The organism is Caulobacter sp. (genome assembly GCF_017744445.1).
GTDB lineage: Bacteria > Pseudomonadota > Alphaproteobacteria > Caulobacterales > Caulobacteraceae > Caulobacter.
The window spans coordinates 52,542-77,625 of record NZ_JAGIBH010000016.1 but is presented as its reverse complement, the minus strand read 5'-3'; the positions used below and the strand labels follow the sequence as shown (position 1 = coordinate 77,625).

Sequence of the window (25,084 nt, the reverse complement as noted above, 5' to 3'; positions counted from 1 at the left end):
GAACCGTAAGCGGTTTTGCGGTCGCACCCTTCGCCAGGGCGAAGCGCGAACGATCACCCTGTGATTAGAGCGGCGCGGAGAAAAGGGGAAGCGTGTCCCCTCTTATAGGAGTCCTACGACTTCCGCAGACCCGCCGAGAAATAGGCCTCGATCGAGTCGGCCACCGCCCCCACCAGGCGAGCGCGGCTGCTCTTGGTGGTCAGGAAGGCTTCGTCGTCCGGGTTGGTGATGAAGCCCATCTCCAGCAGCACGGCCGGCACGTCCGGGGCCAGCAGCACGATGAAGCCGGCGTCGCGGTGGCTGCGGCGCAGCAGCGTCGTCTCCTGGCTGACATTGGCCAGCAGCAGCTGGGCGAAGGCGGCCGAGCGGTTCTTGGTCGCGCGCTGGCTCAGATCCAGCAGGATCTGGCTGACGGCGCGGTCGCGGCCCGGCATGTTGGCCTTCATCAGCCAGTCGTCCTTGTCCAGGACCAGACCGACGCGTTCGGAACCCTTGTCCGACACGGTGTAGACCGACGCGCCGCGAGTCGAGGTGTCGGGCCCCGAGTCGGCGTGCAGCGAAATAAAGAGATCGGCGTCGGCGCGGCGGGCGATCTGCACCCGGCCTTCCAGCGGGATGAAGGTGTCGGTCTCGCGGGTCAGCACGACCTGATAGCGGCCCGTGCGCTCCAGACGCTCCTTCAGCGCCTTGGCGGCGGCCAGGGTCACGTCCTTTTCGAAGACATTGGCGCCCAGCGAGCCGGGATCCTTGCCGCCGTGGCCGGCGTCGATGACGATGACCTTCTTCATGCGCAGCGGCGCGGCCTTCACCGGACCGCTGGCCAGGGTCAGACGCGGCGCGCTCGGGGCCATGCTGGCGCCGTCGACGGCCTTCAGATCGATGACATAACGATAGGCGCTGGCGCCGTCGCCGGGCGGCAGCAGGAAGCGGCGGCGAACCTCGGCCTTGCCGGCCAGGTCCAGGCGCAGACGGGCGCCGCCGGCGGCCTCATCGATGACCCAGCGCTTGACCAGGCCCTGGCCCGTGCCCTGCAGGTCGCCGGAAACCAGAACATTGGGCAGAGCCATGACCAGTCGCTGGTCGTTCATGCCGTCGGAAAGCAGCTTGCCGGCCGCGGCGCGGTCCAGGTCGATGACCACGCGGGTTTCGGTGCGGTCGCCCCCGAAGCGGACCTTCTGCACGCCAGCGGGCGCGGCGGGGCCTTGGGCGGTCGCCACGGCGACGCCAGCCGTCGTCAGGCCGCCGATAATCAGCGCCGCGCGGACCCAGCCCATGCGGGCCAAACTGATAAGAACCTTACGCATCCCCGCCCGCGTATGCCGGAACTGGTGAACCGAACGTCAATATCGCTGAGAGGCGGTAGCCAAAGGGTTAAGTCCAGATCCTCCGTCGAAAGCTTTTCTTTTGCTCGCCGATGTGGCTACAGTCCCGCCGCGCGCGAAGTCCGTGATCGTCACGACTCCACGCGAGCCGCCTGTGCCTCGAAAGTGGTCCTGAACCTCTTCCAAGGCGGAGACGGCAGACTAGATAGTGTTCGAGACGCGGCCGACCTGGCGGGCAAGAGCCCTGCCGTGACACCGTGTCGAGGGGCTCGCGTCGGGCTCAAACGCCTTCCTGGCGACGACGCGCCATCCAATCCCGCGCCTGGCGCGGTAGGGACAAACGAAACCTCAATGGGCTGCGCCGCACCCGATCGCCTTTGGCACCCGATCCTTCGCAACCGCGCTGACGGTGCGACGATCGGCGACGCGCGCGCCCTTCATTCAGATCGGCGACCGGGCCTCGCGCCCGCTGCGCGCCGCGGAGACTTCCTTAATGTCGAAGAAGATGCTGATCGACGCAGCACACGCAGAAGAGACGCGTGTGGTCGTCGTGGACGGAACCCGGGTTGAAGAGTTCGACTTCGAGAGCCAGACCCGCAAACAGCTTCGCGGTAACATCTATCTCGCCAAGGTCACGCGCGTAGAGCCCAGCCTGCAGGCTGCGTTCATCGAGTACGGCGGCAATCGCCACGGCTTCCTGGCGTTCAACGAAATCCACCCGGATTACTACCAGATCCCGGTCGCGGATCGGGAAGCGCTGATGCGCGACGACTCGGGCGACGACGAGGACGACATCCCCGTCTCGCGCCGCGCCTCGGGCGGTGACGACGAGGACGACAACGGCGCCGATCACGCGATCGACGACGATGAAGACGACGTCGAAGAAGAACTGGCGCGCCGCAAGCGCCGCCTGATGCGCAAGTACAAGATCCAGGAAGTGATCCGCCGCCGGCAGATCATGCTGGTCCAGGTCGTCAAGGAAGAGCGTGGCAACAAGGGCGCGGCCCTGACCACCTACCTGTCGCTGGCCGGCCGCTACGGTGTCCTGATGCCCAACACCGCCCGTGGCGGCGGCATCAGCCGCAAGATCACGGCGGTGACCGACCGCAAGCGCCTGAAGAGCGTCGTCCAGAGCCTGGACGTGCCGCAGGGCATGGGCCTGATCGTCCGCACGGCCGGCGCCAAGCGCACCAAGGCCGAGGTCAAGCGCGACTACGAATACCTGCTGCGTCTGTGGGAGAATATCCGCGACAACACGCTGCACTCGGTCGCCCCGGCGCTGATCTACGAGGAAGAAGACCTCGTCAAACGCGCCATCCGCGACATGTACGACAAGGACCTGGACGGCATCTGGGTCGAGGGCGACGCCGGCTACAAGGAAGCGCGTGACTTCATGCGCATGCTGATGCCGAGCCAGGCCAAGAAGGTCTTCAACTACCGCGACCCGACCCCGCTGTTCGTGAAGAACAAGATCGAGGACCATCTGGCCCAGATCTATTCGCCGGTCGTGCCGCTGCGCTCGGGCGGCTATCTGGTGATCAACCAGACCGAAGCCCTGGTCGCCATCGACGTCAACTCGGGCAAGGCCACGCGCGAGCGCAACATCGAGGCCACGGCGCTCAAGACCAACGTCGAGGCCGCCGAGGAAGCCGCTCGCCAGCTGCGCCTGCGCGACCTGGCCGGCCTGATCGTGATCGACTTCATCGACATGGATGAAGCCAAGAACAACCGCACGGTCGAGAAGGTCCTGAAGGACGCTCTCAAGGACGACCGCGCCCGCATCCAGATGGGCAAGATCTCGGGCTTTGGCCTGATGGAGATCAGCCGCCAGCGTCGCCGCACCGGCGTCCTTGAAGGCACGACCCACGTCTGCGAACACTGCGAAGGCACCGGCCGCGTTCGCTCGGTCGAATCCAGCGCTTTGGCCGCCCTGCGCGCGGTCGAGGTCGAGGCCCTGAAGGGTTCCGGCGCCGTGATCCTGAAGGTCTCGCGTTCGGTCGGCCTCTACATCCTGAACGAAAAGCGCGCCTATCTGCAGCGCCTGCAGCAGACGCACGGCCTGCACGTCACCGTCATGGTCGATGACAGCCTGCACGCCGGCGACCAGGAGATCGAGCGCACCGAGCTGGGCGAGCGCATCGCCGTGGCGCCGGCCCCCTACGTCGAGGAAGACGACGACTTCGATCCCACGGCCTTCGAGGACGAGGAAGAAGACGACGAGATCATCTCCGACGACGACGAAGAGGATATCGAGCGCGAGGACTCCGACGACGACGACGCTTCTGCCCGCAAGCAGGCCCGCGACGACGATCGTGGCGACCGCAAGGGCCGTCGTGGCCGTCGTGATCGTGGCCGTGGCCGAGGCCGCCGCGACGAGCGTGAGACCGAAGCTGACGCCGAGGGCGAAGAGGAAGAAGTCGACGGCGACGCCGATGACCGCGCCGAGTTCGGCGACGATGACGACGGCGCCCGCCGCCGCCGCCGCCGGGGCCGTCGTGGCGGCCGTCGTGGTGGTCGCGAGGACGGCGATCGTCCGACCGACGCCTTCGTCTGGATCCGTCCGCGCGTCCCGTTCGGCGAGAACGTCTTCACCTGGCACGACCCGGCCGCCCTGGTCGGCGGCAACAGCGAGCCGCGTCGCCCGGCGCCGGAAGCCCGCGCCGACCGCGAGGAAAGCGTCGAGCGTCCGGAACGCGCCGAGCGCCCCGAACGTGAGGAACGTTCGGGGCGTGAACGCGGCCGCCGTGGCCGCGACCGTGGTCGCCGCAACCGCGACGAGGCCATCCAGGCCGAAGCCGTAGCTCCCGTCGAGGTCGTGACCGAGGCCGCCGAACCGGCCGAGCCGTTTGAAGCCCCGATCCTGGCCCCGCCGGTGATCGCCGGCCCGCCAGCCGACGTCTGGGTCGAGCTGCCCGAGACCGAGGAAGCGCCTAAAAAGCCCAAGCGCACCCGCGCTCGCGGCAAGAAGGCCGCCGCCGAAGCAGTCGAGGCCGCGCCGGAAGCTGTCGAGGCTGTCGCCGAGGTCGTGACCGAGAGCGTCGCCGTGGTTCCGCCGGAACCTGTCGTCGAACCGGTGGTCGAGGCTGCTCAGGAACCGGCGCCGGCTCCCGAGCCCGTCGTCGAAGCTGCCGAACCGGCCGCGCCGGCCGAGCCGGACCCGAACGAGATCACCACCCCGCCCGAAAAGCCCCGCAAGGGCTGGTGGCGCCGGTAGGCTGACCTGATGATGGCCCGCGCGTCCTGACCGATGCGCGGGCCAAATTCGTTATGGCGAGACCCGGAAACCCTTGTTCCCTCCCGCTGGACTTCCAAGTTAGACTGGTCGTGGTTCGCGGGGGCGCGATCTGGAGATCATTCGATGACCTCGCGTAGCGGGCGTGCCGGAAAACAGCTGGGCGTGGCTTTGTCCGCGCTCGCCGTTCTCGCGTCCGGAGTTCCCCAGGTCGCCCGGGCCCAGGACGACGGTCCCTCCCTGATCCGCGACACCGAGATCGAGGAGATCCTGCACCACGACTCCGACCCGATCTTCGCGGCGGCGGGGCTGGATCCCAAGAACGTCCGCATCCTGATCGTCGGCGACAAGTCCCTGAACGCCTTCGCGACGCAGGGCCTGCAGATGGGCCTCAACACCGGCCTGATCCTGCAGACCGAGAACCCCAACCAGCTGCGCGGCGTCATTGCCCACGAAACCGGACACCTGGCCGGCGGCCACCCGATCCGCTCCGACGAGATGATGCGCGCGGGCCTTAAGCCGATGATCCTGACGATGGGTCTGGGGGTGCTGGCCGCCCTCGCCGGCTCGGCCGACGGCGCGGCCATGCTGCTGGGCAACGCCCAATACGCTGGCGCGCTAGGCGCCCTGGGCTACAGCCGCGAGCAGGAATCACGCGCCGACCAGGCTGGCGCCGGCTTTCTGGAAGCCACCGGTCAGTCGGGCCGCGGCCTCGTCGAGTTCTTTGACAACTTCCGCTACCAGGAGATCTTCGACCAGGCTCGGCGCTTTGCCTATTTCCGCAGCCACCCCCTGTCGTCCGAACGGATCGAGGTGCTGCGCAGCCGCGTCGAGCGCCAGCCTCACTACAGCGCCGTCGACACGCCGGAAGACCTGGCCCAGCACGAGGTGATGAAGGCCAAGCTGGAAGGGTTCCTGAACCCGCAGGTCGCCTTGATGAAGTACAAGGAGACCGACACCGGCTTCCCGGCCCGCTACGCCCGGGCCATCGCCTACTACCAGATGAAGGACCCCGACCGGGCCCTGAACCTGCTGCAGCCGCTGATCGACCAGCACCCCGACAATCCCTATCTGTGGGAGTTGAAGGGCCAAATCCTGTTCGAATTCAATCGCATCGCCCAGGCCGAGGAGCCGCAGCGCAAGTCGGTGCAGCTGAAACCGGACGCAGCCCTGCTGCGCATCAATCTGGGCCAGACCCTGATCAGCCTGAACGATCCCAAGAAGGTCGAGGAAGGCGTCCAGGAGCTGAAGCGCAGCCTGCTGAACGACCCCGACAACGCCGTCACCTGGCGCCTGCTGGCCCAGGCGTACGACACCCAGAAGAAGGACGGCGAGGCCCGCCTGGCCACCGCCGAGCAGTACTACTCGCTGGGCGCCGTGCGTGAAGCCAAGGTCTTCGCCATGCGCGCCCGCGAGCTGCTGACCAAGAACACGCCGGACTGGCGTCGGGCCACCGACATCATCCTGGCCTCGCGTCCGACCAACCAGGACCTGAAGGACCTGGCCAAGGAAGGCGTCGCCCAATCCAACCTGGGGCGCTAAGCCCCCTCTCCTTTTTCCGAGACCTCTATGACCGTCTTCCGTCGCGCCGCGACCCTCGTCGTCCCGTTCGCCATCGCCGGCCTGACCCTCGCCGGCTGCGGCCCGGCCAAGCCCGACAAGGCCTTCGGCGAGAAGGTCCGCGCCTATCTGCTGGAGCACCCGGAGGTGCTGATGGAAGCCAGCCAGAAACTGCAGGAAAAGCAGGCCCAGCAGCAGGCCGTCTCGGCCCAGAAGGCTATCGGCCAATACCGCCAGGCCATCGAGCGCGACCCGCGCGACGTTGTGATCAATCCGAACGGTTCGATCACGGTCACCGAATTCTTCGACTATCGCTGCGGCTATTGCCGCCACGCCGCGCCCGAAATCGTCGATCTGGTCCAGAAGAACCCCGACGTGCGCCTGGTGCTGAAGGACTTCGTGATCTTCGGCAACGACAGCGAGGCCGCCGCCCGCCTGATGCTGGGCGCCAAGGACCAGGGCAAGAGCCTGGAGCTCTACAAGGCCCTGATGGCCGAGAACGCCCTGGACGCCGCTGGCGCCCTGCGCATCGCCCAGGGCATGGGCATCGACATGGCCAAGGCCCGCGCCGCCGGCGAAAGCCAGGCCGTGACCCAGCACCTGGCCGACACCGAAGCCCTGGCCAAGACCCTGCAACTCTCCGGCACCCCGGCCTTCATCGTCGGCGACACCCTGATCCCGGGCGCGGACATCAACGCCCTGAAGCTGGCGATCGAGCAGACGCGAGCCGGTAAGGCGAAGGGCTAAGCCTCCTCTCACCGACTATCCCCGCGAAAGCGGGGATCCAAGCGGCTGATCGGCTCACCTCAAAGGTTAGAGACAAACCTACAGACCCAGCTTGGGTCCCCGTTTTCGCGGGGACGATCGGTATTGGGGTGAAGACTAGATCAGCCCCGCCAGCGGCGAGCTGGGATCCGCGTACAGCCGCTTCTGCATCCGCCCAGCCAGGTACGCCTCACGGCCCGCGATGACCGCGTGCTTCATGGCCTTGGCCATGCGGATCGGGTCCTTGGCTTCGGCGATGGCGGTGTTCATCAGGATGGCGTCGCAGCCCAGCTCCATGCCGATGGCCGCGTCCGAGGCCGTGCCGACGCCGGCGTCGACCAGCACCGGGACCTTGGCGTTCTCAACGATGATCCGAAGGTTGACGCGGTTCTGGATGCCCAGGCCCGAGCCGATCGGGGCGCCCAGCGGCATGATCGCCACGGCGCCGGCTTCCTCCAGCTTGCGGGCATAGACCGGATCGTCCGAACAGTAGACCATCACCTGGAACCCGTCGGCGACCAGCAGCTTCAGCGAGCGCAGGGTCTCTTCCATGTCCGGGAACAGGGTCTTGGGGTCACTGAGGACCTCCAGCTTGACCAGATCCCAGCCACCGGCTTCCCGGGCCAGGCGCAGGGTGCGCACAGCATCCTCACCCGTAAAACAGCCCGCAGTGTTCGGGAGATAGGTGAATTCCGTCGGCTTGACGTAATCGACCAGCAGCGGCTGGGTCGGATCCGTCAGGTTCACCCGGCGCACGGCCACGGTGACGATCTCGGCCCCGGCCGCGCGGGCGGCGGCGGCGTTGGTCGCATAGTCCTTGTACTTGCCCGTGCCGACGATCAGGCGCGAGCGGAAGGTGCGGCTGGCGACGGTCCAGGTTTCGTCGGCGTCAGCGACGGCGGAGTCGGGGGAAACGTGCGCGTTCATGGGGTCGGTTTACGCTCCGTCAGCCCGCGTTTCAAATGCGGACGATCAACCGCCGCCGATAAAAGTGACGATCTCGATGCGGTCGCCCTCGGCCAGCGCGGTGTCGCCATAGGTCGAGCGCGGCGCGATCTCTAGATTGCGTTCGACCGCCACCTTGCGGGCGTCCAGGCCCAGGACGGCCACCAGATCGGCGATGGTGACCACGTCGGCCACGTCCCGCTCTTCCCCGTTCAGCAAAAGCCTCATCTCACCTCCGAAGCGAGCCGTGCTTGTGACCCGGCGGAACCGGCTATACAAGACCTCCCGGAATCGACGGCGGAGCCGCATGGTAAAACCGATCCACGTGCTGAGCGGACCCAACCTGAACCTGTTGGGAACCCGCGAGCCCGAGATTTATGGCAAGGACACACTCGACGATGTCCGAGCGCGCTGTGAGGCGCGGGCGGCTTCGCGTGGCGTTTCGGTGGTCTTCCGCCAGTCCAACCATGAGGGCGTGCTGATCGATTGGGTTCAGGAGGCGCGTGAGTCGGCCTCGGCCCTGATCCTCAATCCGGCCGGCTACGGCCACACCTCGATCGCGCTTCTGGATGCGCTCAAGACCTTGAGCATCCCGGTGATCGAGTGCCACCTGTCCAACCCGGCGGCGCGGGAGGAATTCCGCCGCCACACCTTCGTTTCGCTGGCCGCTACCGGGATCGTCTCCGGCTTCGGCGCGGCGAGTTATGAACTGGCGATCGAGGCCGCTTTCGGCCTGATCCGCGTTTAGCAACGATAACGCCCGGCGTTTTCCGCCGCCGGGGCGCTCAGAAGAACAAGGTAAGCTTCCATGTCGAACCCCAAGGCCCCCGCCGATCCGGTCGAAGCTCCGGCCATCGACGCCCGTCTGGTCCGCAAGCTGGCGGACATCCTGAAGGACACGGGCCTGTCCGAGATCGAAGTCGAGCACGCCGGCCTGAAGATCCGCGTCGCCCGTGAACTGACCGCCGCCCCGGTCAACTACGTCCAGGCCGCGGCTCCGGCCTACGCACCGGCCCCCGTCGCCGCGCCGGCCCCGGCCGCCGCTCCGGCTCCGGTCGCTGAAGCGGCCCCGGCTCCCGCCGCCGTCCGTGGCGACGCTGTGAAGTCGCCGATGGTCGGCACTGCCTATCTGTCGCCCCAGCCGGGCGCCGACGCCTTCATCAAGGTCGGCGACACGGTCTCGGCCGGCCAGACCCTGCTGATCGTCGAAGCCATGAAGACCATGAACCCGATCTCGGCTCCGAAGGCCGGCAAGGTCGTCGAGATCCTGGTCGAGGACGCCCAGCCCGTCGAGTTCGGCGAGCCGCTCGTCGTCATCGAGTAACGCTCATGTTCGACAAGATCCTCATCGCGAACCGGGGCGAGATCGCGCTCCGGGTTCACCGCGCCTGCAAGGAAATGGGCATCGCCACCGTGGCGGTCCACTCCGAGGCCGACCGTAACTCCATGTGGGTGCGCCTGGCGGACGAAAGCGTCTGCATCGGCCCCGCGCCTGCCGCCAAGAGCTACCTGAACATCCCGTCGATCATCGCCGCGGCCGAGATCACCGGCGCCCAGGGCATCCACCCGGGCTATGGCTTCCTGTCGGAGAACGCCCGCTTCGCCGAGATCGTCGGCGCGCACGGCTTCACCTTCATCGGCCCGAAGCCGGAACACATCCGGATGATGGGCGACAAGATCACCGCCAAGCAGGCCGTGAAGGACGCCGGCATCCCGGTCGTCCCCGGCTCGGACGGCGGGGTCTCCACGGAAGAAGAGGCCTTCGCGGCGGCCGACCAGATCGGCTTTCCCGTGCTGATCAAGGCCGCCGCCGGCGGTGGCGGTCGCGGCATGAAGGTCGCCCAGACGCGTGAAGACCTGGCCGAAGCTGTCGCGACCGCCCGCGCCGAGGCCCGCGCCGCGTTCGGCGACGACACAGTCTATATGGAGCGCTACCTCCAGAAGCCGCGCCACATCGAGCTGCAGGTCATCGCCGACAGCCACGGCAACGTGGTGCACCTGGGCGAGCGCGACTGCTCGCTGCAGCGCCGCCACCAGAAGGTGCTGGAAGAAGCCCCCTCGCCGGCCCTATCGGCGGAAGGGCGCGCCAAGATCGGCAAGATCGTTGTCGATGCGGTCAAGGCCATCGGCTATCTGGGCGTCGGGACCATCGAGTTCCTGTGGGAGAACGACGAGTTCTTCTTCATCGAAATGAACACCCGCCTGCAGGTCGAGCACCCGGTCACCGAAGCCATTACCGGCATCGACTTGGTCCGTGAGCAGATCCGCATCGCCGCCGGCCTGCCGCTGTCGTTCACCCAAGAGGACGTCGTCTTCGAGGGCCACGCCATCGAGTGCCGGATCAACGCCGAGAATGCGCGGACCTTCACGCCCTCGCCCGGCACGATCACCGACTTCCACGCCCCCGGCGGTCTGGGCGTTCGCCTGGATTCGGCGATCTACACCGGCTACGCGATCCCGCCGTACTACGACAGCCTGATCGGCAAGCTGATCGTGCACGGCCGCGACCGCGCCGAGTGCATCGCGCGCCTCAAACGCTGCCTCGGCGAGATGGTCGTCGGCGGCGTCGAGACCACGATCCCGCTGTTCCAGGACCTCCTGGTGCAGCCCGACATCCTGGCCGGCGACTACAACATCCACTGGCTGGAACGCTGGATCAAAGCCCAGGAAGCCTAGTCCGGGCGTAGCTATGGAAGACGCCTTCACGGTCGACGACCTGATCGCCTACTACGCGCGTGGCGTCTTCCCCATGGCCGACGCCCGCGAGGACGAAAGCCTGTTCCTGATCGATCCCGAGCGGCGGGGTATCCTGCCGCTCGGGGACTTTCACATCCCCAAGCGCCTGGCCCGCACGGTCCGTAACGGTCCTTACGAGGTCAAGATCGACACCGCCTTCGACGCGGTCATCGAGGGCTGCGCGGCGTCCAAGCCCGGCCGGCTCGACACCTGGATCAACCACCCCATCCAGCGCCTGTACGGCCAGCTCTACGCGCGCGGCCTGGCCCATAGCGTCGAGACGTGGGAAGGCGACCAACTGGTCGGCGGCCTGTACGGCGTCGCGCTAGGCGGGGCGTTCTTCGGAGAGAGCATGTTCTCGACAGCGCGGGACGCCAGCAAGGTGGCGCTGGTGCATCTGGTCGCCCGGCTACTGGCCGGCGGCTATCAGCTGCTCGATACCCAGTTCCTGACCGACCACCTGACGCAGTTCGGGACGCTCGAGATCAGTCGCGCGGACTATCGTCGGCGGCTGGCCAAGGCCCTGCAGGTTCCGGGCGACTTCTACGGCTTGGCGGGCGGGGCGACCGGCAGCGACTGCTTGCAGGCGATCAGCCAGGCATCATAGACCGGATGCTCCAGCGGGTGCAGGCCCGGCGTGCTGGCGTACATCCAACCCTTGTAGACTTGGCGTCCCGGAGGCGCGGCGCGGCCGGCCTGGGCCTTGGGCTGAGTGTCGATGACGACATAGGCCGAGGTTTCCGGCGCGATCTCGTCGGCGGCGGCCGTCTCGCAGGCGCGGACGGTGAAGATCAGAGTCTTGTAGCGGATCGGCTGGCCCACCGGGACCTCGAACCGCATGGTCTCGGTCGTGACCTTGTCCAAGGCCTGGACGATGGCGACCGAGTAGCGCTGGCGCTTGGCGGGTTCGACCGGCTTGGCCGGTGTCGTGACTTTGGGCGTCGCGACGGCGCCGGGCTTGGGCGAAGCCGGCGGCACGGGATTGGCGACCGCTGGGGTCACCTGGGTCGGCTGAGCCTCGCCGGCCGGCGTCGGCGCGGGGGCCGGACGCGGCGCGGGCGGCGCCTGAGGGGCCAGAGGCGCGGCCGGGGGCTGGTAAGTCGAGTTCTGGCGCGCCAGGGCGGCGCCCGTCACGGTCAGACCGGACAGGACGGCGATGGCTGCCAGGGAAGCCCGACGGGCCATGCGGCTTATTCCGGCTTCCAGGCTTCGTAGTCGCTGGTGGCGACCGCGCGTTCGCCGCCACGGGTCAGCGAACCTTTCGGGCGCCAAGCGTAGACGGTGCCGGTCAGGTTCGGCAGGTGATCCTTTTCCCACTCGCGACGCTTCAGCGGAACCTGGGTCGGCGGCTCGTCGAAGGTGTAGTGCAGCCAGCCGCTCCAGTCCGGCGGGACCTTCGAGGCTTCGGCATAGCCGTTGTAGATCACCCAGCGGCGCTTGCGCTGGTCGTACGAGTCGCTGTTGTCGCGCGCTTCGAAGTAGCGGTTGCCCTGCTCGTCCTGGCCCACAAACACGCCGCGGCGGCCGATATGGAAACGCTGACCCAGGGTCGCGCCGTTCCACCACGTGAAGATCGCTTTCAGCACTACGTTCGCACCTGAAATTGCAAGGCTTTGGGTCACCGCGAGACGCGCGGCGAAGCGGCCGGAACATAGCGCCCCACGCTGGCAGCGTCCAGCGCCGCTAGGTCAAGGCCGACTTCAACATCTTGTGGATTAGAGCCCCCAGACCCACGACATCTATTGAGGCTCGGCGAGCGAGGTTCTAGCTTGGGGTGCGACCTTACGCGCATCCCGACGGCACGGAATCAGTCGTTAGGGATTTGGTAAGATATCACGACCGCCGCCCGGACCGGAACTCGCCCATGCGCACGCCCGCCAAAGCCGCCGGACTTGTCCCCGCCATGGAATGGCGCGACCTCGAGCGCGCCGATGAGATCGTCGTGGTCTCCGCGCCGCCCACCTGGAGCGACGTCCGTGTCGAGGCCTGGCTGGACTGGGCCGGCGAGATCGAGCCCAAGGCCCCGCTGGGTGGCGGCCCTGCCCGTTATGCCGATCGTATCGCTCAAGCAGGCCTGTCGCGCGGCCTGTTCGGCGACAAGGCCGACGCCGCCGCCTTCCGTGAGGCCCTGCTGGCCACCATGCTGTCGGGCGTCGCCACGCCCGCAGGCGGCCAGGCTGGCCTCGAGCTGCTGCCCGACATCGGTGAGTTCGAGTTCCAGAGCGCGGTGAAGGCCACCCTGGCCCAGCGTCGGGGCCACCTGCTGGCCGCCCAGGCCGCCGCGCGCCTGGACGCCGCCCTGGCCCAGGTCGCCGACGCCGTGCGCCGCTGCTCGGGCGACGCCCGCGCCTGCTCGGACGTCCGCAAGAACCCCGCCCTCGCCCGCGCCGCTCGCAAAGCCCGCGAGCTGGGCGCCGACGACCGCACCATCCTGGACGCCATCGCCACCGCTGACACCCAACGTCCCTCGCTGGGCGAGCAAGGTCCCGAGCGCGAACTGTCGATGGTGGCCTCGGCCTCGCGTCAGGCCGTCGCCGCCGGCGACGAGGCCTCGGCCCTGGCTGCCCAGGTCGGCTGGGAGACCAGCGCCCTGACCCTGGCCCTGTCGCCGAACGACGCCGAGCTGGTCTCGCGCGGCGCGGGCGTCAGCGCCGCCATCGACGCCAGCGCCTTCCTCGACGACGAGGGCTTCGACGTCGAGCGCTTCACCTATGTCTGCCACCTGTGGGGCACGGCCCTGGAGCTGGCGCGCGGCGACCGCCCTGCCCGCCTGGGTTTGGCCGGCGTCGGCGACTGCCTGCTCACGCAAGGCTGGGCCCAGACCAGCGTCGAGGGCCGCGACGGCGCCGCCGCGCTGTGGGCCCTGGCGGTCGGCGCTGCCCTGTCAGCCAGCGCCGAGGCCGCCGCCGTCCTCGGCGCGGACGAGACCTTCGCCCAGGACAAGCAGAGCATCCTCAAGGGCGTCGCCGAACGCCGCGTGCGCGCCGCCGCCCTGCGTTCGGCCCTCGCCACCGAGGCCGCCGCGTCGCTCGCCACCGCCCACGCCCTGGCCCGTAAGCACGGCCTGCGCTCGGCCGCCCTGGTCGGTCCGTTCGAGGACGTCGAGGCCTCCCTGCGCCTTGGCGGCGCCCCGGTCGGCCCGGCCGGCGCCGTGTCGCCCGTGTCGGTCACCCAGACCGCCGACGGCTGGCTGCTGCCCGCCTTCAGCCCCGCCGCCTTCGAAGCGCTCTCGACCGAAGGCGTCGACCTGGACGCCGCGCGCCGTCACGCCTTGGGTCACGGCTCGCTGCTGGACAGCCCGGCCATCGACCACGAGATGCTGCAAGCCCGTGGCTTCACCGCCCACGAGATCGAGAAGGCCGAGAACGCCCTGCGCGAGCATCACGGCATTCGCGCCGCCTTCGCCCCGGCCGTGGTCGGCGCTGGCTTCCTGCGCGACGTGCTGGGCGCCTCGGCCGAGGACGTGGCACGCCGCGACTTCGACACACTCGCCTTTGCTGACTTCATGCCGAGCGAGATCGCCGCCGCCGAACGCCACGCCCTGGGCGCGGGTACGCTGGGCGATTGCGAGGCGCTGAACCCGGAACTGCGCGAGGCCTTCCGCTCGATCGAGGCTCCGGCCTTCGCCGACCGCCTGTCCATGCTGGCCGCCGTCGAGAGCTTTGCCTGCCTGCCCTCGCCCGTCATCGTGCCGGTGGCCTTCGATAGCCGCCCGGCGGACGCCGTGCGCGCCCAGGCCGCCGCCGCCCGCGCGGGCGTTCGCGCCCTGCGCCTGCAACGCGCCGCCGCGCCGGCCGACTTCAAGCTGGACCTGCCCGATGAGGCCGCGCCCGAACCCGCTCGCGCGGCCGCGCCGGTCCGCGAGCCCGTCGTCACCGAACGCGTCGTCGAAAAGATCGTCGAGCGCGACCGCGCCCGCCGCCGCCTGCCTGATCGTCGCAAGGGCTACATCCAGAAGGCGGCTGTCGGTGGTCACAAGGTCTATCTGCATACTGGCGAGTACGAGGACGGCGAGCTGGGCGAGCTGTTCATCGACATGCACAAGGAAGGCGCGGCGTTCCGCAGCCTGATGAACAACTTCGCCATCGCCGTGTCGCTAGGCCTGCAGCACGGCGTGCCGCTGGAAGAGTTCGTCGAGGCCTTCGTCTATACCAAGTTCGAGCCGGCCGGCCCGGTGTCGGGTAACGACTCGATCAAGTCGGCGACCTCGATCCTAGACTACATCTTCCGCGAGCTGGGCGTCTCGTACCTGGGTCGCGACGATCTGGCCAATGGCGACACCGGCCAGTTCAACGCCGACGGCCTGGGCTGGGGCAAGCCGCTGGAGGACGACGAGATCGACGATGTCGGCCTGGACCCCGTCCTGGCCAGCAAGTTCATCTCCAAGGGCTTCTCGCGCGGCGCCACGCCCGACAACCTGGTCTTCGCCTCGTTCGGCCGTAAACGCGTCGAGGGCGCGGATCGTCCCGGCGCCGAGGGCGAGATGTGCCCGGCCTGCGGCGACCTCTCGCTGATCCGCCGTGGCGGCATGACCGTCTGCGACACCTGCGGGGCGCAGTCGGACCGTCCGGGTCCGGTCGCCTCCTCGTAACAGCGTTGGCTTGGCGTTAAGCTTGCTGCGGCATGGTGCGGAAGCCTTTTCCGCGTAGGACGTGCGCCAGAATGAAACCGTTTGCCCTGATCGCCGCTCTCGTCGCGCTCGCTGCCGCGACGACCGCCAGCGCCCAGAACGCCGGCCAGCTCTCGGCCGTGCGCAATGGCGCCAACTGCCCGCGCTGCAACCTGTTCCAGGCCGACCTGTCGAACCTGGAGCTGAAGAGCAAGAATCTGGCGGGCGCCCGCCTGCGCCAGGCCGACTTCTCGACCGCGATCATGAACCGCACCAGCTTCGCCGGCGGCGACCTGCGCGACGTCAACGCCTATGGCGCGGTGCTGACCGGCGCCAGCTTCGCTCGCGCGGACCTGACCAATGCCAGCTTCGTCGGGGCCTATCTGCAAGGCGCGAACTTTTCGGGCGCGCGACTGTCGGGCGTGAACTTCTCAGGCGCCGAGATGAACCGCGCCGTGGGTCTCAACCAAGGTCAGTTGAACGGCGCCTGCGGCGACGACTCCACGTTGCTGCCGCGTGGGCTTTCCATTCCGCGCTGCCGTTAAATCCCCGTCATTACCGCAATTTAAGTGGCATCTGCCCCTCCGACGGTTCAAACCGTAACTCACACAGTCGCGTATCGTTGGACTGGCACGGAGAAGTCGATGTCCCGCTTGGGCGTTTCAATCGCCGCCTTGACGCTGAGCCTGCTGGCCCTGACCGGCCAGGCTCACGCCTCGATCGAAGACAAGGACGTCGCCAAGCTGACCTCCTTCGGCGGTATGTGCGCCAACTGTGACCTCGCCGGCCGCAAGCTGATGAACGCCAAGTTCGCCGGCGCCAATTTCGCCAAGGCCGTCCTGATCGGCGCCGACCTGCGCGGCGCCATGTTCTATGGCAGCAACTTCGCCGCCGCCGACCTGACCCGCGCCGACCTGCGCGGCGCCGAGATGCGCGGCGCCAACTTCGTCTCTGCCAACTTCACCGACGCCAAGATGTCGGGCGTCGAGAGCAGCGGCGTGAACCTGCAATCGGCCAACATGGTCCGCGTCGACCTGTCCTCGTCCGAGCTGCACGGCTCGCAGCTGGTCGGCGCCAATCTGCAGCGCGCTCGCCTGTCGAACGCCGAGCTGACCGGCTCCAGCCTGCAGGGCGTCAACGCCCGCGACGCCGACTTCTCGAACGCCGACCTGACCCATGCCAACCTGACGGGCGGCAAGTTCGACGGCGCCAGCTTCCGCAACGCCGACCTGACCGCCGCCAACCTGCGCGGCGCGGTGTTCAACGGCGCCGACTTCCGCAATGCCGATCTCAGCGCCGCGGTGCTGACCGGCGCGGATTTCTCGGGAGCCAAGGGCCTGGACCAGGACCAGCTGGACGAAGCCTGCGCCGATGGAATCCGCCTGCCCTCGGGCTTCACCATCCGCGCCTGCAACGGCGTGCGGAGCGCGCGCTTCATGCTGCTGCGCGAGATGCCCAAGCCGCCCGCCCCACCAGCGCCGCCGAAACCGGCCAAGCCTCCGAAGTACTGATGAAGAAAAAGCCCTCCGATCTCAGACCGGAGGGCTTCTTTGTATCTGGGCTCTCGCCCGCGCCTTAAACCTTGATGGGGGGCGCGGTGCGGATGTGCAGTTCCTTGAGCTGCTTGTCGAGCACGTTGGCCGGGGCGTTCATCAGGAGGTCCTGGCCCTGCTGGTTCAGCGGGAAGGCGATGACTTCACGGATGGCGACCTGGTCGGCCAGCAGCATGACGATGCGGTCGATGCCGGGCGCCAGACCACCGTGCGGCGGCGCGCCGTAACGGAAGGCGTTCAGCATGCCGCCGAACTGCTCCTCGACCACTTCCGGGCCGTAGCCGGCGGTGGCGAAGGCCTTGAGCATGATCTCGGGCTTGTGGTTCCGGATCGCGCCCGAGCACAGCTCGTAGCCGTTGCAGACGATGTCGTACTGATAGGCGCGGATGGTCAGCGGGTCCTGGGTTTCCAGGGCCTCCAGACCGCCTTGCGGCATCGAGAACGGGTTGTGGCTGAAGTCGACCTTCTTCTCGTCCTCGTTCCACTCGAACATCGGGAAGTCGACGATCCAGCAGAACTTGAACTGGTTCTCGTCGACCAGCTTCAGCTCGGTGCCGACGCGGGTGCGGGCCAGGCCGGCGAACTTGGCGAACACGGCCGGATCACCGGCCACGAAGAAGGCGGCGTCGCCAGCGCCCAGGCCCAGCGATTCCATCAGGGCTTGCGTCGGTTCACCCAGGTTCTTGGCGATCGGGCCGCCCCAGCCGCCCTGGTCTTCCGACCAGAACACGTAGCCCAGGCCCGGCTGGCCTTCGCCTTGGGCCCAGCTGTTCATGCGGTCGCAGAAGGCGCGCGAGCCGCCAGTCGGGGCCGGGATCGCCCAGATCTGGTTCTTGGCGTCAGCACCCAGGATCTTGGCGAACAGGCCAAAGCCGCCGTCACGGAAGTGCTCCGAGACGTTCTGCATCTTGATCGGGTTGCGCAGGTCCGGCTTGTCGCTGCCGTACCAGGCCATCGACTGCATGTAGGTCAGGCGCTCGAAACCCTTGTGGTCGAACGATTCACCCAGGTCGTTGGTGAAGGTGTGCGTGCCCGAGATCGGCGAGACCGGCTTTCCGTTCGAGAATTCCTCGAAGACGCCGTGCATCACGGGCTCGATGGCCGCGAATACGTCTTCCTGGGTGACGAAGCTCATCTCGACGTCAAGCTGGTAGAATTCCAGCGAACGGTCGGCGCGCAGGTCTTCGTCGCGGAAGCACGGGGCGATCTGGAAATAGCGGTCGAAACCCGAGACCATCAGCAGCTGCTTGAACTGCTGGGGCGCCTGCGGCAGGGCGTAGAACTTCTCGGGATGCAGACGCGACGGCACCAGGAAGTCGCGAGCGCCTTCCGGCGACGACGCGGTCAGGATCGGCGTCTGGAACTCGTTGAAGCCCTGCGCGAACATGCGGTTGCGGATCGACTGGATGACGCGCGAGCGCAGGACGATGTTCTTGTGCAGGGTCTCGCGGCGCAGGTCGAGATAGCGGTGCTTGAGGCGGATCTCTTCCGGATAGTCCGGCTCGCCGAAGACCGGCAGCGGCAGCTCGGCGGCTTCCGACAGCACCTCGACGGCCGAGACGCGGATCTCGATCTCGCCGGTCGGCAGGTTCGGGTTCACCACGCTGGCGTCACGAGCAACGACTTCGCCGTCGATCTTGATGACGCTTTCGGCGCGCAGGCGCTCGACGATCGCGAAGCCCGGGGTTTCCGGGTGCAGGACCAGCTGCGTGAGGCCGTGGTGGTCGCGCAGGTCGATGAAGACCAGACCGCCGTGGTCGCGCTTGCGATGGATCCAGCCCGACAGGCGCACCGAGGAACCGGTGTCGGAAGCGCGCAGAGCGCCGCAGTTGTGGGTGCGATAGGCGTGCATGGAGGTCATGAAAGTCTTGAATACGCGGTGATTTGCAAGGCGCGGTAAGGCGCACGTGGGCGCCTCGATGTCAAGGATTCTGGGGCCGTTTGTGGCCCCTACGCCGCCTCGACGATCGCCAGGAAGTCCTTGGCCTTCAGCGATGCGCCGCCGACCAGGGCCCCGCCGACGTTGGGCGCGGCCAGGATCTCGCGGGCGTTTTCGGGCTTCACTGAGCCGCCGTACAGGATCTGGATCGTCTCGCCCTGCTCGCCGAACAGGCTGATCAGCTCGGCGCGGATGGCCGCGTGCATCTCGATGATGTTGTCGACCGAGGCCACATGGCCGGTGCCGATGGCCCACAGCGGCTCGTAAGCGACGTTGAACGCCTGGCCTTTCAGGCTGAGCGGCAATGAGTTGTGCAGCTGGTTGATCACAAAGCTGACCGCCTCGCCCGCCTCGCGCTGCGCCAGGCTCTCGCCGACGCAGACGATCGGCTCCAGGCCCGCGGCGATGGCCGCCTCGGCTTTTCCGGCCACCAGCTGGCAAGTCTCGCCATGGTCGGTGCGGCGCTCGGAGTGGCCGACGATGACCAAGGTCCCGCCAGCGTCGGCGATCATCTCGGCCGAGGTGTCGCCGGTATGGGCGCCGCTGGCCTTGCCGTGGCAGTCCTGACCGCCGGTCAGGACGAACGAGCCCTCCACGGCCTGCGACAGGCGGTGCAGCAGGGTGGCGGGCGGGAAGATGGCGACGCGGGCGCCGGCCGGCCGGCCGTCCAGGCCCGCCGCGACGGCGCGGGCCTCGTCGAGAGCCGCCGAAAGGCCGTTCATCTTCCAGTTTCCGGCGATCAGCGGCCGGGGAGTCGTGCTCGAAAGGGTCATGGACGCCTTCTTGGCGTCACCCTCGCTTGGGAAGTCAAGCCCAGGCCGCTTGCCCGGCTACCCACGGCTCTACTATACCCGCTGCTCTCGACCGCTTTGCCTGTTCGCTTGGCGGTCCCCTGGAAGGTTTTCGATCGCATGCTCGCCGGTTTCCGCTCCTTCGCCAAATCGCCGTTCGCGGTGCTGCTGTTTGGCCTGCTGATCGTCAGCTTCGCCATCTTCGGCATCAGCGACGTGTTCAAGGGCCCGCAAGGCTCGGGTGTCATCAGCGCCGGGTCGCGCACGATGTCGGCCCAGGACTTCAAGGCGCGCTTCGACAACTATCGCAAGGCGATGGAACAGCGCGGCGGTGAGGCCATCACCCCTGACCTGGCCGTCGAGCGCGGCATCGACCGCCAGATCGTCCAGGAGCTGACCCTGCAGGAATCGATGGCCGCCGCGATCCAGAAGATGGGCGTGGCCCCGTCGGACAAGCTGGTCGGCGACATCGTTCACCAGCAGATGAGCGCCCTGCCGCCCGGCCAGCGTCCGTTCAGCCCGATCACCGGCAAGTTCGACCAGCAGGCCTACGCCGCGCTGCTGGCTCAGAACGGCATCACGCCGCAGGCCTATGAGGCCTCGCTGCGCGACGAGATCGCCAACGCCCACTTTTTCTCGGCCGTGGCCGACGGCCTGAAGGCCCCGCGCGTCTACGCCGCCCTACAAGGCGCCTACCTGCTGGAAGCCCGCGACGTGGCCGCCTTCGCCGTGAACCCGGCTTCGGTGGAGCGCCCCGCGCCGCCGACCGACGCCCAGCTGACCGCCTTCATGAAGGAAAACGCCGAGCGCCTGACGCGTCCGGAAACCCGCGTGCTGTCGATCATGCGCGTCAGCGCCAAGGCTCTTGAGCCGACCGTCACGATCGACCAGGCCGCCGTGCAGAAGGCCTTCGACTTCCGCAAGGACAGCCTGGCCAAGCCGGAAACCCGCTCGCTGATCCAGATCGCCGCCCCGGACGCCAAGGCCGCCGCCGCGATCTCCGACCGCCTGAAGAAGGGCGAGGATCCGGTTGCCGTGGCCAAGGCCTATGGCAAGACCCCGCTCGTCCTGACCGACAAGCCCAAGACCGCCGTGCCAGACCGCAAGGTCGCCGACGCTGCCTTCACCCTGCCCGCCGGCCAGGTCAGCGCGCCGATCGCCGGCGAGCTGGGCATCTCGGTGATCAAGGTCACCAAGGTCACCCCGGGCGTCGTGGCCACGCTAGAGAGCGTCCGTCCGCAGATCGAGGCAGAGGTTCGCGCCCAGGCCGCCCAGAGCAAGGCCTATGACCAGACCCAGGCCTATCAGGACGCCCACGACGCCGGCGCCGACCTGATCGCCGCCGCCACCAAGGCCGGCGCCATGGTCGCCACGACCGCCCCGCTGACCGCTCAGGGCACGGACCCGGTCGGCCAGCCGGCCGTCGGCCTGACCCCTGACATCATCAAGACCGCTTTCGGCCTGTCGCAAGGCGGCGAGAGCGAACTGGTCGAGCTGGGCAAGGGCGAATATTACGCCGTGAAGGTCGAGAAGATTAATCCGGCCGCCATGCCGCCCCTGGCCGAGATCAAGCCGCAACTGACCGGCATCTGGCTGAACCAGGAGATGGGCAAGCGCCTCAAGGCCAAGGCCGACGCCCTGGCCGCTCGCGTCAAGAAGGGCGAGAGCCTGGACGCCGTCGCCGCCTCGGCCCAGTCCAAGGTCCAGAAGGTCGCCGGCCTGTCGCGCCAGAACGCCCGCCAGCACATGGGCCTGGGCCAGGAGTTCCTGGGCGCGGCCTTCTCGGCCAAGTCGGGTGAAACCTTCGTCGCCCGCGCCGGCCAGCAGGGCGAGGCCTATGTCGTCGCCAAGCTGGAAGGCGTGAAGGCCGCCCCGTCGGCCCAGGTGGCCCAGATCGCCGCCTTCACCCAGCAGCAGACGGCCGGCGGCCTGATGCGGGATCTGGGCGAGGCCTCGCGCAACGCCGCCAAGACGCAGCTGAAGACCAAGAGCAACCTGACCCTGGCGCGCCAGGCCATCGGCGTCGACACCGACGCCCTGGCCAAGGCGCAGGACGCCAAGGCTGGAAAGAAAGCCGAGTAATGAGTCTGGAACCCGCGTTCGACGCCTTTTCGGAAGCCTATGATTCCGGACGGCAGCAGGTCGTCTGGACCCGTCTGATCGATGATCTCGAGACCCCGGTCTCGGCCTATCTGAAGATCGCCCAGACGCGTCCCTACAGCTTCCTGTTCGAGAGCGTCGAAGGCGGGACCTGGCGCGGTCGCTACTCGATCGTGACCATGAACCCGGACCTGGTTTGGCGCTGCCGCGGCGACCAGGCCGAGATCGCGGAAGGCGACGACATCGCCGCCGGCCGCTACACGCCCCAGCCGGGCGGCGCGCTGGACAGCCTGCGTGACCTGGTCGCTCGTTCGCGCATGGACCTGCCCAAAGGCCTGCCACCGATGGCCGCCGGCGTGTTCGGCGCCCTGGGCTATGACCTGGTGCGCCTGGTCGAGCGCCTGCCCGACATCAACGAGGATACGCTGGGCCTGCCGGACGGGATCATGACCCGTCCGCAGATCGTCGCGATCTTCGACGCCATCGCCCAGGAGATCATCCTGACCACGGCCGTACGCCCGCAAGCCGGCGTCTCGGCCCAGGACGCCTATGCCGCCGCCCGCATGCGGATCGAGACGGTCATGGCCGACCTGCACCGTCCGCTGGGCCACGACGCCCCGCGTCCGGCCCGCGATCCGATGGAGTTCACCACCCCGGTCAGCCGCGCCGACTACGCCGACGTGGTCGCCAAAGCCAAGGACTACATCGCCGCCGGCGACATCTTCCAGGTCGTGGCCAGCCACCGCTTCCGCGCGCCCTTCGACCTGCCGCCGTTCGCGCTGTACCGCTCGCTGCGCCGGACCAACCCGTCGCCGTTCCTGTTCTTCCTGAACCTGGACGGCTTCAACCTGGTCGGTTCCAGCCCCGAGATCCTGGTCCGCCTGCGCGATAACAAGATCACCATCCGGCCGATCGCCGGCACCCGTCCGCGCGGCGCCACGCCCGAGCAGGACGCGGCGCTGGAAGCCGAACTGCTGGCCGATCCCAAGGAGCGCGCCGAACACCTGATGCTGCTGGACCTGGGCCGCAACGACGTCGGCCGCGTGGCCATGCTGAACCACCAGGGCCGCAATGCCCCGGCCGAGCGCCCCAAGGGCCCGAACGTCCGCGTGACCGAGAGCTTCAAGATCGAGCGCTACAGCCACGTGATGCACATCGTCTCGAACGTCGAGGGCACGGCCCCCGACGGCGTCGATCCGGTCGACGTGCTGATGGCCGCCCTGCCCGCCGGCACCCTCTCGGGCGCGCCCAAGGTGCGGGCCATGGAGATCATCGACGAGCTGGAAGTCGAAAAGCGCGGCATCGGCTATGCCGGCGCGGTCGGCTATTTCGGCGCCGACGGCTCGGTCGACACCTGCATCGTGCTGCGCACGGCGCTGGTCAAGGACGGCATGATGTACGTCCAGGCCGGCGGCGGCATCGTCGCCGACAGCGATCCGGACGCCGAGTACGACGAGACCCTGCACAAGTCCCGCGCCCTCAAGCGCGCGGCCGAGGAAGCCTGGCGATTCAGCTGAGCCTTAGGGCTGTTTCACCGCTTGAGGACTAGTCGCCCAGGCGATCGTCCGGGAGGTGCTGAGTGACCGCGGGCGGCGCCAGCACCATCACCGTGGCGAAGCTCAGCGCACAGATCGCGGCGAAGGCCGCGGCGGCCAGCACCGGCGCCATCTTCTGGATGCGCGTCTTCGGCCGCAGCAGAGCGCGGACATAGGCGACGGCGACAGGGTCCAGGGCGGAATCACGCGGGTCCATGCCCATATGATGCTTGAGACCGCGACCGCTGTAACCGTAACTGAAAGCCGCGCGCGAAAATGCCGCTACACAAAGGCTTCACGCAGGCTAGAACCGCACCTCGAAAGGCGGCGTCATGATCCTCGTCATCGATAACTACGACAGCTTTACCTACAACCTCGTCCACTATCTGAACGAGCTGGGGGCCGAGACGGTCGTCTACCGCAACGACGCGCTGACCGTGCAGGAGGCCCTGGGCCTGGCGCCGGCCGCCGTCCTGCTGTCGCCCGGCCCCAAGGCCCCCCACCAGGCCGGCATCTGCCTGCCGCTGCTGCAGGCCGCGCCCGAGGGCCTGCCGATCCTGGGCGTGTGCCTGGGCCACCAGGCCATCGGCCAAGCCTATGGCGGCGAAGTCATCCGCGCCAAGGCTGTGATGCACGGCAAGGTCAGCAAGGTCCGCCACGACGACAAGGGCATCTTCAAGGGCCTGCCCAACCCGTTCACCGCCACGCGTTACCACTCGCTGGCCGTCCGCCGCGAGGATCTTCCCGCCGACCTGGAAGTGACCGCCTGGACCGACGACGGCGAAATCATGGGCGTGCAGCACAAGACGCGCCCGGTGTTCGGCGTCCAGTTCCATCCGGAATCGATCGCCACCGAAGGCGGCCACCAGATGCTGGCCAACTTCATGGACCTGGCCAACGTCAAGCGCGACGCGCAGATCTGGGTCTAGCCATGTCCGACGCCTTCAAGCCGCTGCTGGCCAAGCTGGCCGACGGCCAGACCCTGGGCGACGAAGACGCCGAGGTCTTCTTCGCCGCCTGCCTGCGTGGCGAACCGACCCCGGCCCAGGTGGCCGCCGCCGTCACCGCCATGCGCCTGCGGGGCGAGACGGTCGGTGAGATCGCCGCCTGCGCCCGCGCCATGCGCCGCGCCGCCGTGCAGCTGGAGCACCCGTACGACGTCATCGACGTCTGCGGCACCGGCGGCGATGGCCTGCACACGCTGAACATCTCCACCGCCGTCGGCTTCGTCGCCGCCGGTGGGGGCCTGAAGGTCGCCAAACACGGCAACCGCGCCATCACGTCGAAGTCCGGCACCGCCGACGTCCTGATCGCCCTGGGCGTCAATATCGACGCCACGCGCGAGCAGCAGCGCAAGGCGCTGGACGAGGCCGGCATCTGCTTCCTGTTCGCCCAGGCCCACCACGGGGCGATGAAGCACGTCTCGCCGATCCGCCAGCAGCTGGGCTTCCGCACGATCTTCAACCTGCTGGGCCCGCTGACCAATCCGGCCGGCGCCAAGCGGCAGGTGGTCGGCGTCTCGGCCCCGCGCTTTGTCGAGCCGATCGCCAAGGCGCTGGGCGCGCTGGGCGCCGAGCGCGCCTGGTCGGTGCACGGCTCGGGCATGGACGAGCTGACCACCACGGGCGAGACCGAGGTCGCCGAATGGCGCGACGGCCGCATCCACCTGTTCACGATTACGCCGGAAGCCGTGGGCCTGCCCCGCGCCTCGCTGGCCGACATCACCGGCGGTGATCCCGAATTCAACGCCGCCGCCCTGACCCGCCTGTTCGACGGCGAAAAGGGCGCCTATCGCGACATCGTGCTGCTGAACGCCGCCGCCGCCTTCCTGGTGGCCGACAAGGTCGAGACCCTGGTCGAAGGCATCGAACTGGCCGCCGACGTCATCGACGAAGGCCGAGCCAAGGCGGCGCTGGCCGGCCTGGTGGCCGCCACCAATACGGAAGTCCCCGCGTGACCGACATTTACCTTCATCCGATCATCCCCGCGAAAGCGGG

The 25,084-nt window shown here is 68.2% G+C and carries 23 protein-coding genes; 15 read left to right on the top strand and 8 right to left on the bottom strand.

Annotated elements, in window-relative coordinates; all coding sequences use genetic code 11:
• Positions 1–113: 113 nt before the first annotated feature.
• A complete protein-coding gene (locus J7528_RS20460; protein WP_291878287.1) occupies positions 114–1,304 on the bottom strand; it encodes an N-acetylmuramoyl-L-alanine amidase in 1,191 nt (396 codons plus the stop codon).
• Between the two features lie 369 nt (positions 1,305–1,673).
• On the opposite strand from J7528_RS20460, the gene J7528_RS20455 reads away from it, so the two are divergent.
• The 4 genes from J7528_RS20455 to J7528_RS20440 all read left to right on the top strand — a co-directional run bounded on the left by J7528_RS20455 (position 1,674) and on the right by J7528_RS20440 (position 6,861).
• Positions 1,674–1,892 carry a hypothetical protein gene (locus tag J7528_RS20455; protein ID WP_291878285.1) on the top strand — a complete coding sequence of 73 codons (219 nt, stop codon included), beginning with the start codon at positions 1,674–1,676 and terminating at the stop codon, positions 1,890–1,892.
• On the top strand, positions 1,816–4,536 hold the full coding sequence (locus J7528_RS20450; RefSeq protein WP_291878282.1) for a ribonuclease E/G: 2,721 nt from the start codon (positions 1,816–1,818) through the stop codon (positions 4,534–4,536). The genes J7528_RS20455 and J7528_RS20450 overlap by 77 nt, the downstream gene beginning before the upstream one ends.
• 144 nt (positions 4,537–4,680) lie before the next feature.
• Entirely contained in the window at positions 4,681–6,096 is a 1,416-nt protein-coding gene (locus tag J7528_RS20445; protein ID WP_291878280.1) for a M48 family metallopeptidase, read from the top strand.
• Positions 6,097–6,123: 27 nt separating this feature from the next.
• Positions 6,124–6,861 carry a DsbA family protein gene (locus J7528_RS20440; RefSeq protein ID WP_291878278.1) on the top strand — a complete coding sequence of 246 codons (738 nt, stop codon included), beginning with the start codon at positions 6,124–6,126 and terminating at the stop codon, positions 6,859–6,861.
• A gap of 135 nt (positions 6,862–6,996) precedes the next feature.
• Here the strand turns inward: J7528_RS20440 and J7528_RS20435 are convergent, their stop codons facing one another.
• Together J7528_RS20435 and thiS are read right to left on the bottom strand one after the other, a co-directional pair.
• Positions 6,997–7,806 carry a thiazole synthase gene (locus tag J7528_RS20435; RefSeq protein ID WP_291878276.1) on the bottom strand — a complete coding sequence of 270 codons (810 nt, stop codon included), beginning with the start codon at positions 7,804–7,806 and terminating at the stop codon, positions 6,997–6,999.
• 45 nt (positions 7,807–7,851) lie between these two features.
• On the bottom strand, positions 7,852–8,052 hold the full coding sequence (gene thiS / locus J7528_RS20430) for a sulfur carrier protein ThiS (RefSeq protein WP_291878274.1): 201 nt from the start codon (positions 8,050–8,052) through the stop codon (positions 7,852–7,854).
• 79 nt (positions 8,053–8,131) lie between these two features.
• Between thiS and aroQ the strand changes: the two genes are divergently transcribed.
• Genes aroQ through aat form a run of 4 tightly spaced genes read left to right on the top strand, consistent with a single transcriptional unit; the run spans position 8,132 to position 11,167 of the window.
• Positions 8,132–8,572 carry a type II 3-dehydroquinate dehydratase gene (gene aroQ / locus J7528_RS20425; RefSeq protein WP_291878271.1) on the top strand — a complete coding sequence of 147 codons (441 nt, stop codon included), beginning with the start codon at positions 8,132–8,134 and terminating at the stop codon, positions 8,570–8,572.
• Between the two features lie 60 nt (positions 8,573–8,632).
• A complete protein-coding gene (accB, locus tag J7528_RS20420) occupies positions 8,633–9,148 on the top strand; it encodes an acetyl-CoA carboxylase biotin carboxyl carrier protein (protein WP_291878268.1) in 516 nt (171 codons plus the stop codon).
• 5 nt (positions 9,149–9,153) lie between these two features.
• Positions 9,154–10,500, top strand: a complete 1,347-nt coding sequence (gene accC, locus J7528_RS20415; protein ID WP_291878265.1) for an acetyl-CoA carboxylase biotin carboxylase subunit — start codon at positions 9,154–9,156, stop codon at positions 10,498–10,500.
• Positions 10,501–10,513: 13 nt separating this feature from the next.
• Positions 10,514–11,167 carry a leucyl/phenylalanyl-tRNA--protein transferase gene (gene aat, locus J7528_RS20410; protein ID WP_291878263.1) on the top strand — a complete coding sequence of 218 codons (654 nt, stop codon included), beginning with the start codon at positions 10,514–10,516 and terminating at the stop codon, positions 11,165–11,167.
• Here aat and J7528_RS20405 read toward each other — a convergent pair.
• Positions 11,104–11,745 carry a DUF2155 domain-containing protein gene (locus J7528_RS20405; protein ID WP_291878260.1) on the bottom strand — a complete coding sequence of 214 codons (642 nt, stop codon included), beginning with the start codon at positions 11,743–11,745 and terminating at the stop codon, positions 11,104–11,106. The two genes, aat and J7528_RS20405, sit on opposite strands and share 64 nt — an antisense overlap.
• A 5-nt stretch (positions 11,746–11,750) precedes the next feature.
• A complete protein-coding gene (locus J7528_RS20400) occupies positions 11,751–12,146 on the bottom strand; it encodes an NADH:ubiquinone oxidoreductase subunit NDUFA12 (RefSeq protein WP_291878257.1) in 396 nt (131 codons plus the stop codon).
• 278 nt (positions 12,147–12,424) lie between these two features.
• On the opposite strand from J7528_RS20400, the gene J7528_RS20395 reads away from it, so the two are divergent.
• The 3 genes from J7528_RS20395 (at position 12,425) to J7528_RS20385 (ending at position 16,680) form a co-directional block, all read left to right on the top strand.
• The gene (locus tag J7528_RS20395; protein ID WP_291878254.1) at positions 12,425–15,151 is read left to right on the top strand and encodes a ribonucleotide reductase; all 2,727 of its coding nucleotides are present in this window, start codon (positions 12,425–12,427) and stop codon (positions 15,149–15,151) included.
• 71 nt (positions 15,152–15,222) lie between these two features.
• On the top strand, positions 15,223–15,714 hold the full coding sequence (locus J7528_RS20390; protein WP_291878251.1) for a pentapeptide repeat-containing protein: 492 nt from the start codon (positions 15,223–15,225) through the stop codon (positions 15,712–15,714).
• Between the two features lie 99 nt (positions 15,715–15,813).
• The gene (locus J7528_RS20385) at positions 15,814–16,680 is read left to right on the top strand and encodes a pentapeptide repeat-containing protein (protein WP_291878248.1); all 867 of its coding nucleotides are present in this window, start codon (positions 15,814–15,816) and stop codon (positions 16,678–16,680) included.
• Positions 16,681–16,744: 64 nt separating this feature from the next.
• On the opposite strand, the gene aspS is transcribed toward J7528_RS20385, so the two are convergent.
• On the bottom strand, positions 16,745–18,583 hold the full coding sequence (gene aspS / locus J7528_RS20380; protein ID WP_291878246.1) for an aspartate--tRNA ligase: 1,839 nt from the start codon (positions 18,581–18,583) through the stop codon (positions 16,745–16,747).
• A gap of 89 nt (positions 18,584–18,672) precedes the next feature.
• Positions 18,673–19,434, bottom strand: a complete 762-nt coding sequence (gene tpiA, locus J7528_RS20375) for a triose-phosphate isomerase (protein WP_291878243.1) — start codon at positions 19,432–19,434, stop codon at positions 18,673–18,675.
• A gap of 138 nt (positions 19,435–19,572) precedes the next feature.
• On the opposite strand from tpiA, the gene J7528_RS20370 reads away from it, so the two are divergent.
• Together J7528_RS20370 and trpE are read left to right on the top strand one after the other, a co-directional pair.
• Entirely contained in the window at positions 19,573–21,534 is a 1,962-nt protein-coding gene (locus tag J7528_RS20370; RefSeq protein WP_291878240.1) for a peptidylprolyl isomerase, read from the top strand.
• Positions 21,534–23,069 carry an anthranilate synthase component I gene (trpE, locus tag J7528_RS20365; RefSeq protein ID WP_291878238.1) on the top strand — a complete coding sequence of 512 codons (1,536 nt, stop codon included), beginning with the start codon at positions 21,534–21,536 and terminating at the stop codon, positions 23,067–23,069. Before J7528_RS20370 ends, trpE begins: the two co-directional genes overlap by 1 nt.
• Positions 23,070–23,097: 28 nt before the next feature.
• On the opposite strand, the gene J7528_RS20360 is transcribed toward trpE, so the two are convergent.
• The gene (locus J7528_RS20360) at positions 23,098–23,304 is read right to left on the bottom strand and encodes a hypothetical protein (RefSeq protein WP_291878387.1); all 207 of its coding nucleotides are present in this window, start codon (positions 23,302–23,304) and stop codon (positions 23,098–23,100) included.
• Between the two features lie 115 nt (positions 23,305–23,419).
• On the opposite strand from J7528_RS20360, the gene J7528_RS20355 reads away from it, so the two are divergent.
• A complete protein-coding gene (locus J7528_RS20355) occupies positions 23,420–24,016 on the top strand; it encodes an aminodeoxychorismate/anthranilate synthase component II (RefSeq protein WP_291878235.1) in 597 nt (198 codons plus the stop codon).
• Positions 24,017–24,018: 2 nt separating this feature from the next.
• Positions 24,019–25,044 carry an anthranilate phosphoribosyltransferase gene (gene trpD, locus J7528_RS20350; protein WP_291878233.1) on the top strand — a complete coding sequence of 342 codons (1,026 nt, stop codon included), beginning with the start codon at positions 24,019–24,021 and terminating at the stop codon, positions 25,042–25,044.
• The last annotated feature ends 40 nt before the right edge of the window (positions 25,045–25,084 follow it).

Coding starts and splice junctions, on each gene's coding strand:
- aat (WP_291878263.1), top strand. CDS start 10,514: ATGGAAGACGCCTTCACGGTCGACGACCTGATCGCCTACTACGCGCGT.
- J7528_RS20445 (WP_291878280.1), top strand. CDS start 4,681: ATGACCTCGCGTAGCGGGCGTGCCGGAAAACAGCTGGGCGTGGCTTTG.
- trpD (WP_291878233.1), top strand. CDS start 24,019: ATGTCCGACGCCTTCAAGCCGCTGCTGGCCAAGCTGGCCGACGGCCAG.
- J7528_RS20450 (WP_291878282.1), top strand. CDS start 1,816: ATGTCGAAGAAGATGCTGATCGACGCAGCACACGCAGAAGAGACGCGT.
- accC (WP_291878265.1), top strand. CDS start 9,154: ATGTTCGACAAGATCCTCATCGCGAACCGGGGCGAGATCGCGCTCCGG.
- thiS (WP_291878274.1), bottom strand. CDS start 8,052: ATGAGGCTTTTGCTGAACGGGGAAGAGCGGGACGTGGCCGACGTGGTC.
- J7528_RS20395 (WP_291878254.1), top strand. CDS start 12,425: ATGCGCACGCCCGCCAAAGCCGCCGGACTTGTCCCCGCCATGGAATGG.
- J7528_RS20455 (WP_291878285.1), top strand. CDS start 1,674: ATGGGCTGCGCCGCACCCGATCGCCTTTGGCACCCGATCCTTCGCAAC.
- J7528_RS20390 (WP_291878251.1), top strand. CDS start 15,223: ATGAAACCGTTTGCCCTGATCGCCGCTCTCGTCGCGCTCGCTGCCGCG.
- aroQ (WP_291878271.1), top strand. CDS start 8,132: ATGGTAAAACCGATCCACGTGCTGAGCGGACCCAACCTGAACCTGTTG.
- J7528_RS20405 (WP_291878260.1), bottom strand. CDS start 11,745: ATGGCCCGTCGGGCTTCCCTGGCAGCCATCGCCGTCCTGTCCGGTCTG.
- aspS (WP_291878246.1), bottom strand. CDS start 18,583: ATGACCTCCATGCACGCCTATCGCACCCACAACTGCGGCGCTCTGCGC.
- trpE (WP_291878238.1), top strand. CDS start 21,534: ATGAGTCTGGAACCCGCGTTCGACGCCTTTTCGGAAGCCTATGATTCC.
- J7528_RS20460 (WP_291878287.1), bottom strand. CDS start 1,304: ATGCGTAAGGTTCTTATCAGTTTGGCCCGCATGGGCTGGGTCCGCGCG.
- J7528_RS20370 (WP_291878240.1), top strand. CDS start 19,573: ATGCTCGCCGGTTTCCGCTCCTTCGCCAAATCGCCGTTCGCGGTGCTG.
- J7528_RS20440 (WP_291878278.1), top strand. CDS start 6,124: ATGACCGTCTTCCGTCGCGCCGCGACCCTCGTCGTCCCGTTCGCCATC.
- tpiA (WP_291878243.1), bottom strand. CDS start 19,434: ATGACCCTTTCGAGCACGACTCCCCGGCCGCTGATCGCCGGAAACTGG.
- J7528_RS20385 (WP_291878248.1), top strand. CDS start 15,814: ATGTCCCGCTTGGGCGTTTCAATCGCCGCCTTGACGCTGAGCCTGCTG.
- accB (WP_291878268.1), top strand. CDS start 8,633: ATGTCGAACCCCAAGGCCCCCGCCGATCCGGTCGAAGCTCCGGCCATC.
- J7528_RS20355 (WP_291878235.1), top strand. CDS start 23,420: ATGATCCTCGTCATCGATAACTACGACAGCTTTACCTACAACCTCGTC.
- J7528_RS20435 (WP_291878276.1), bottom strand. CDS start 7,806: ATGAACGCGCACGTTTCCCCCGACTCCGCCGTCGCTGACGCCGACGAA.
- J7528_RS20360 (WP_291878387.1), bottom strand. CDS start 23,304: ATGGACCCGCGTGATTCCGCCCTGGACCCTGTCGCCGTCGCCTATGTC.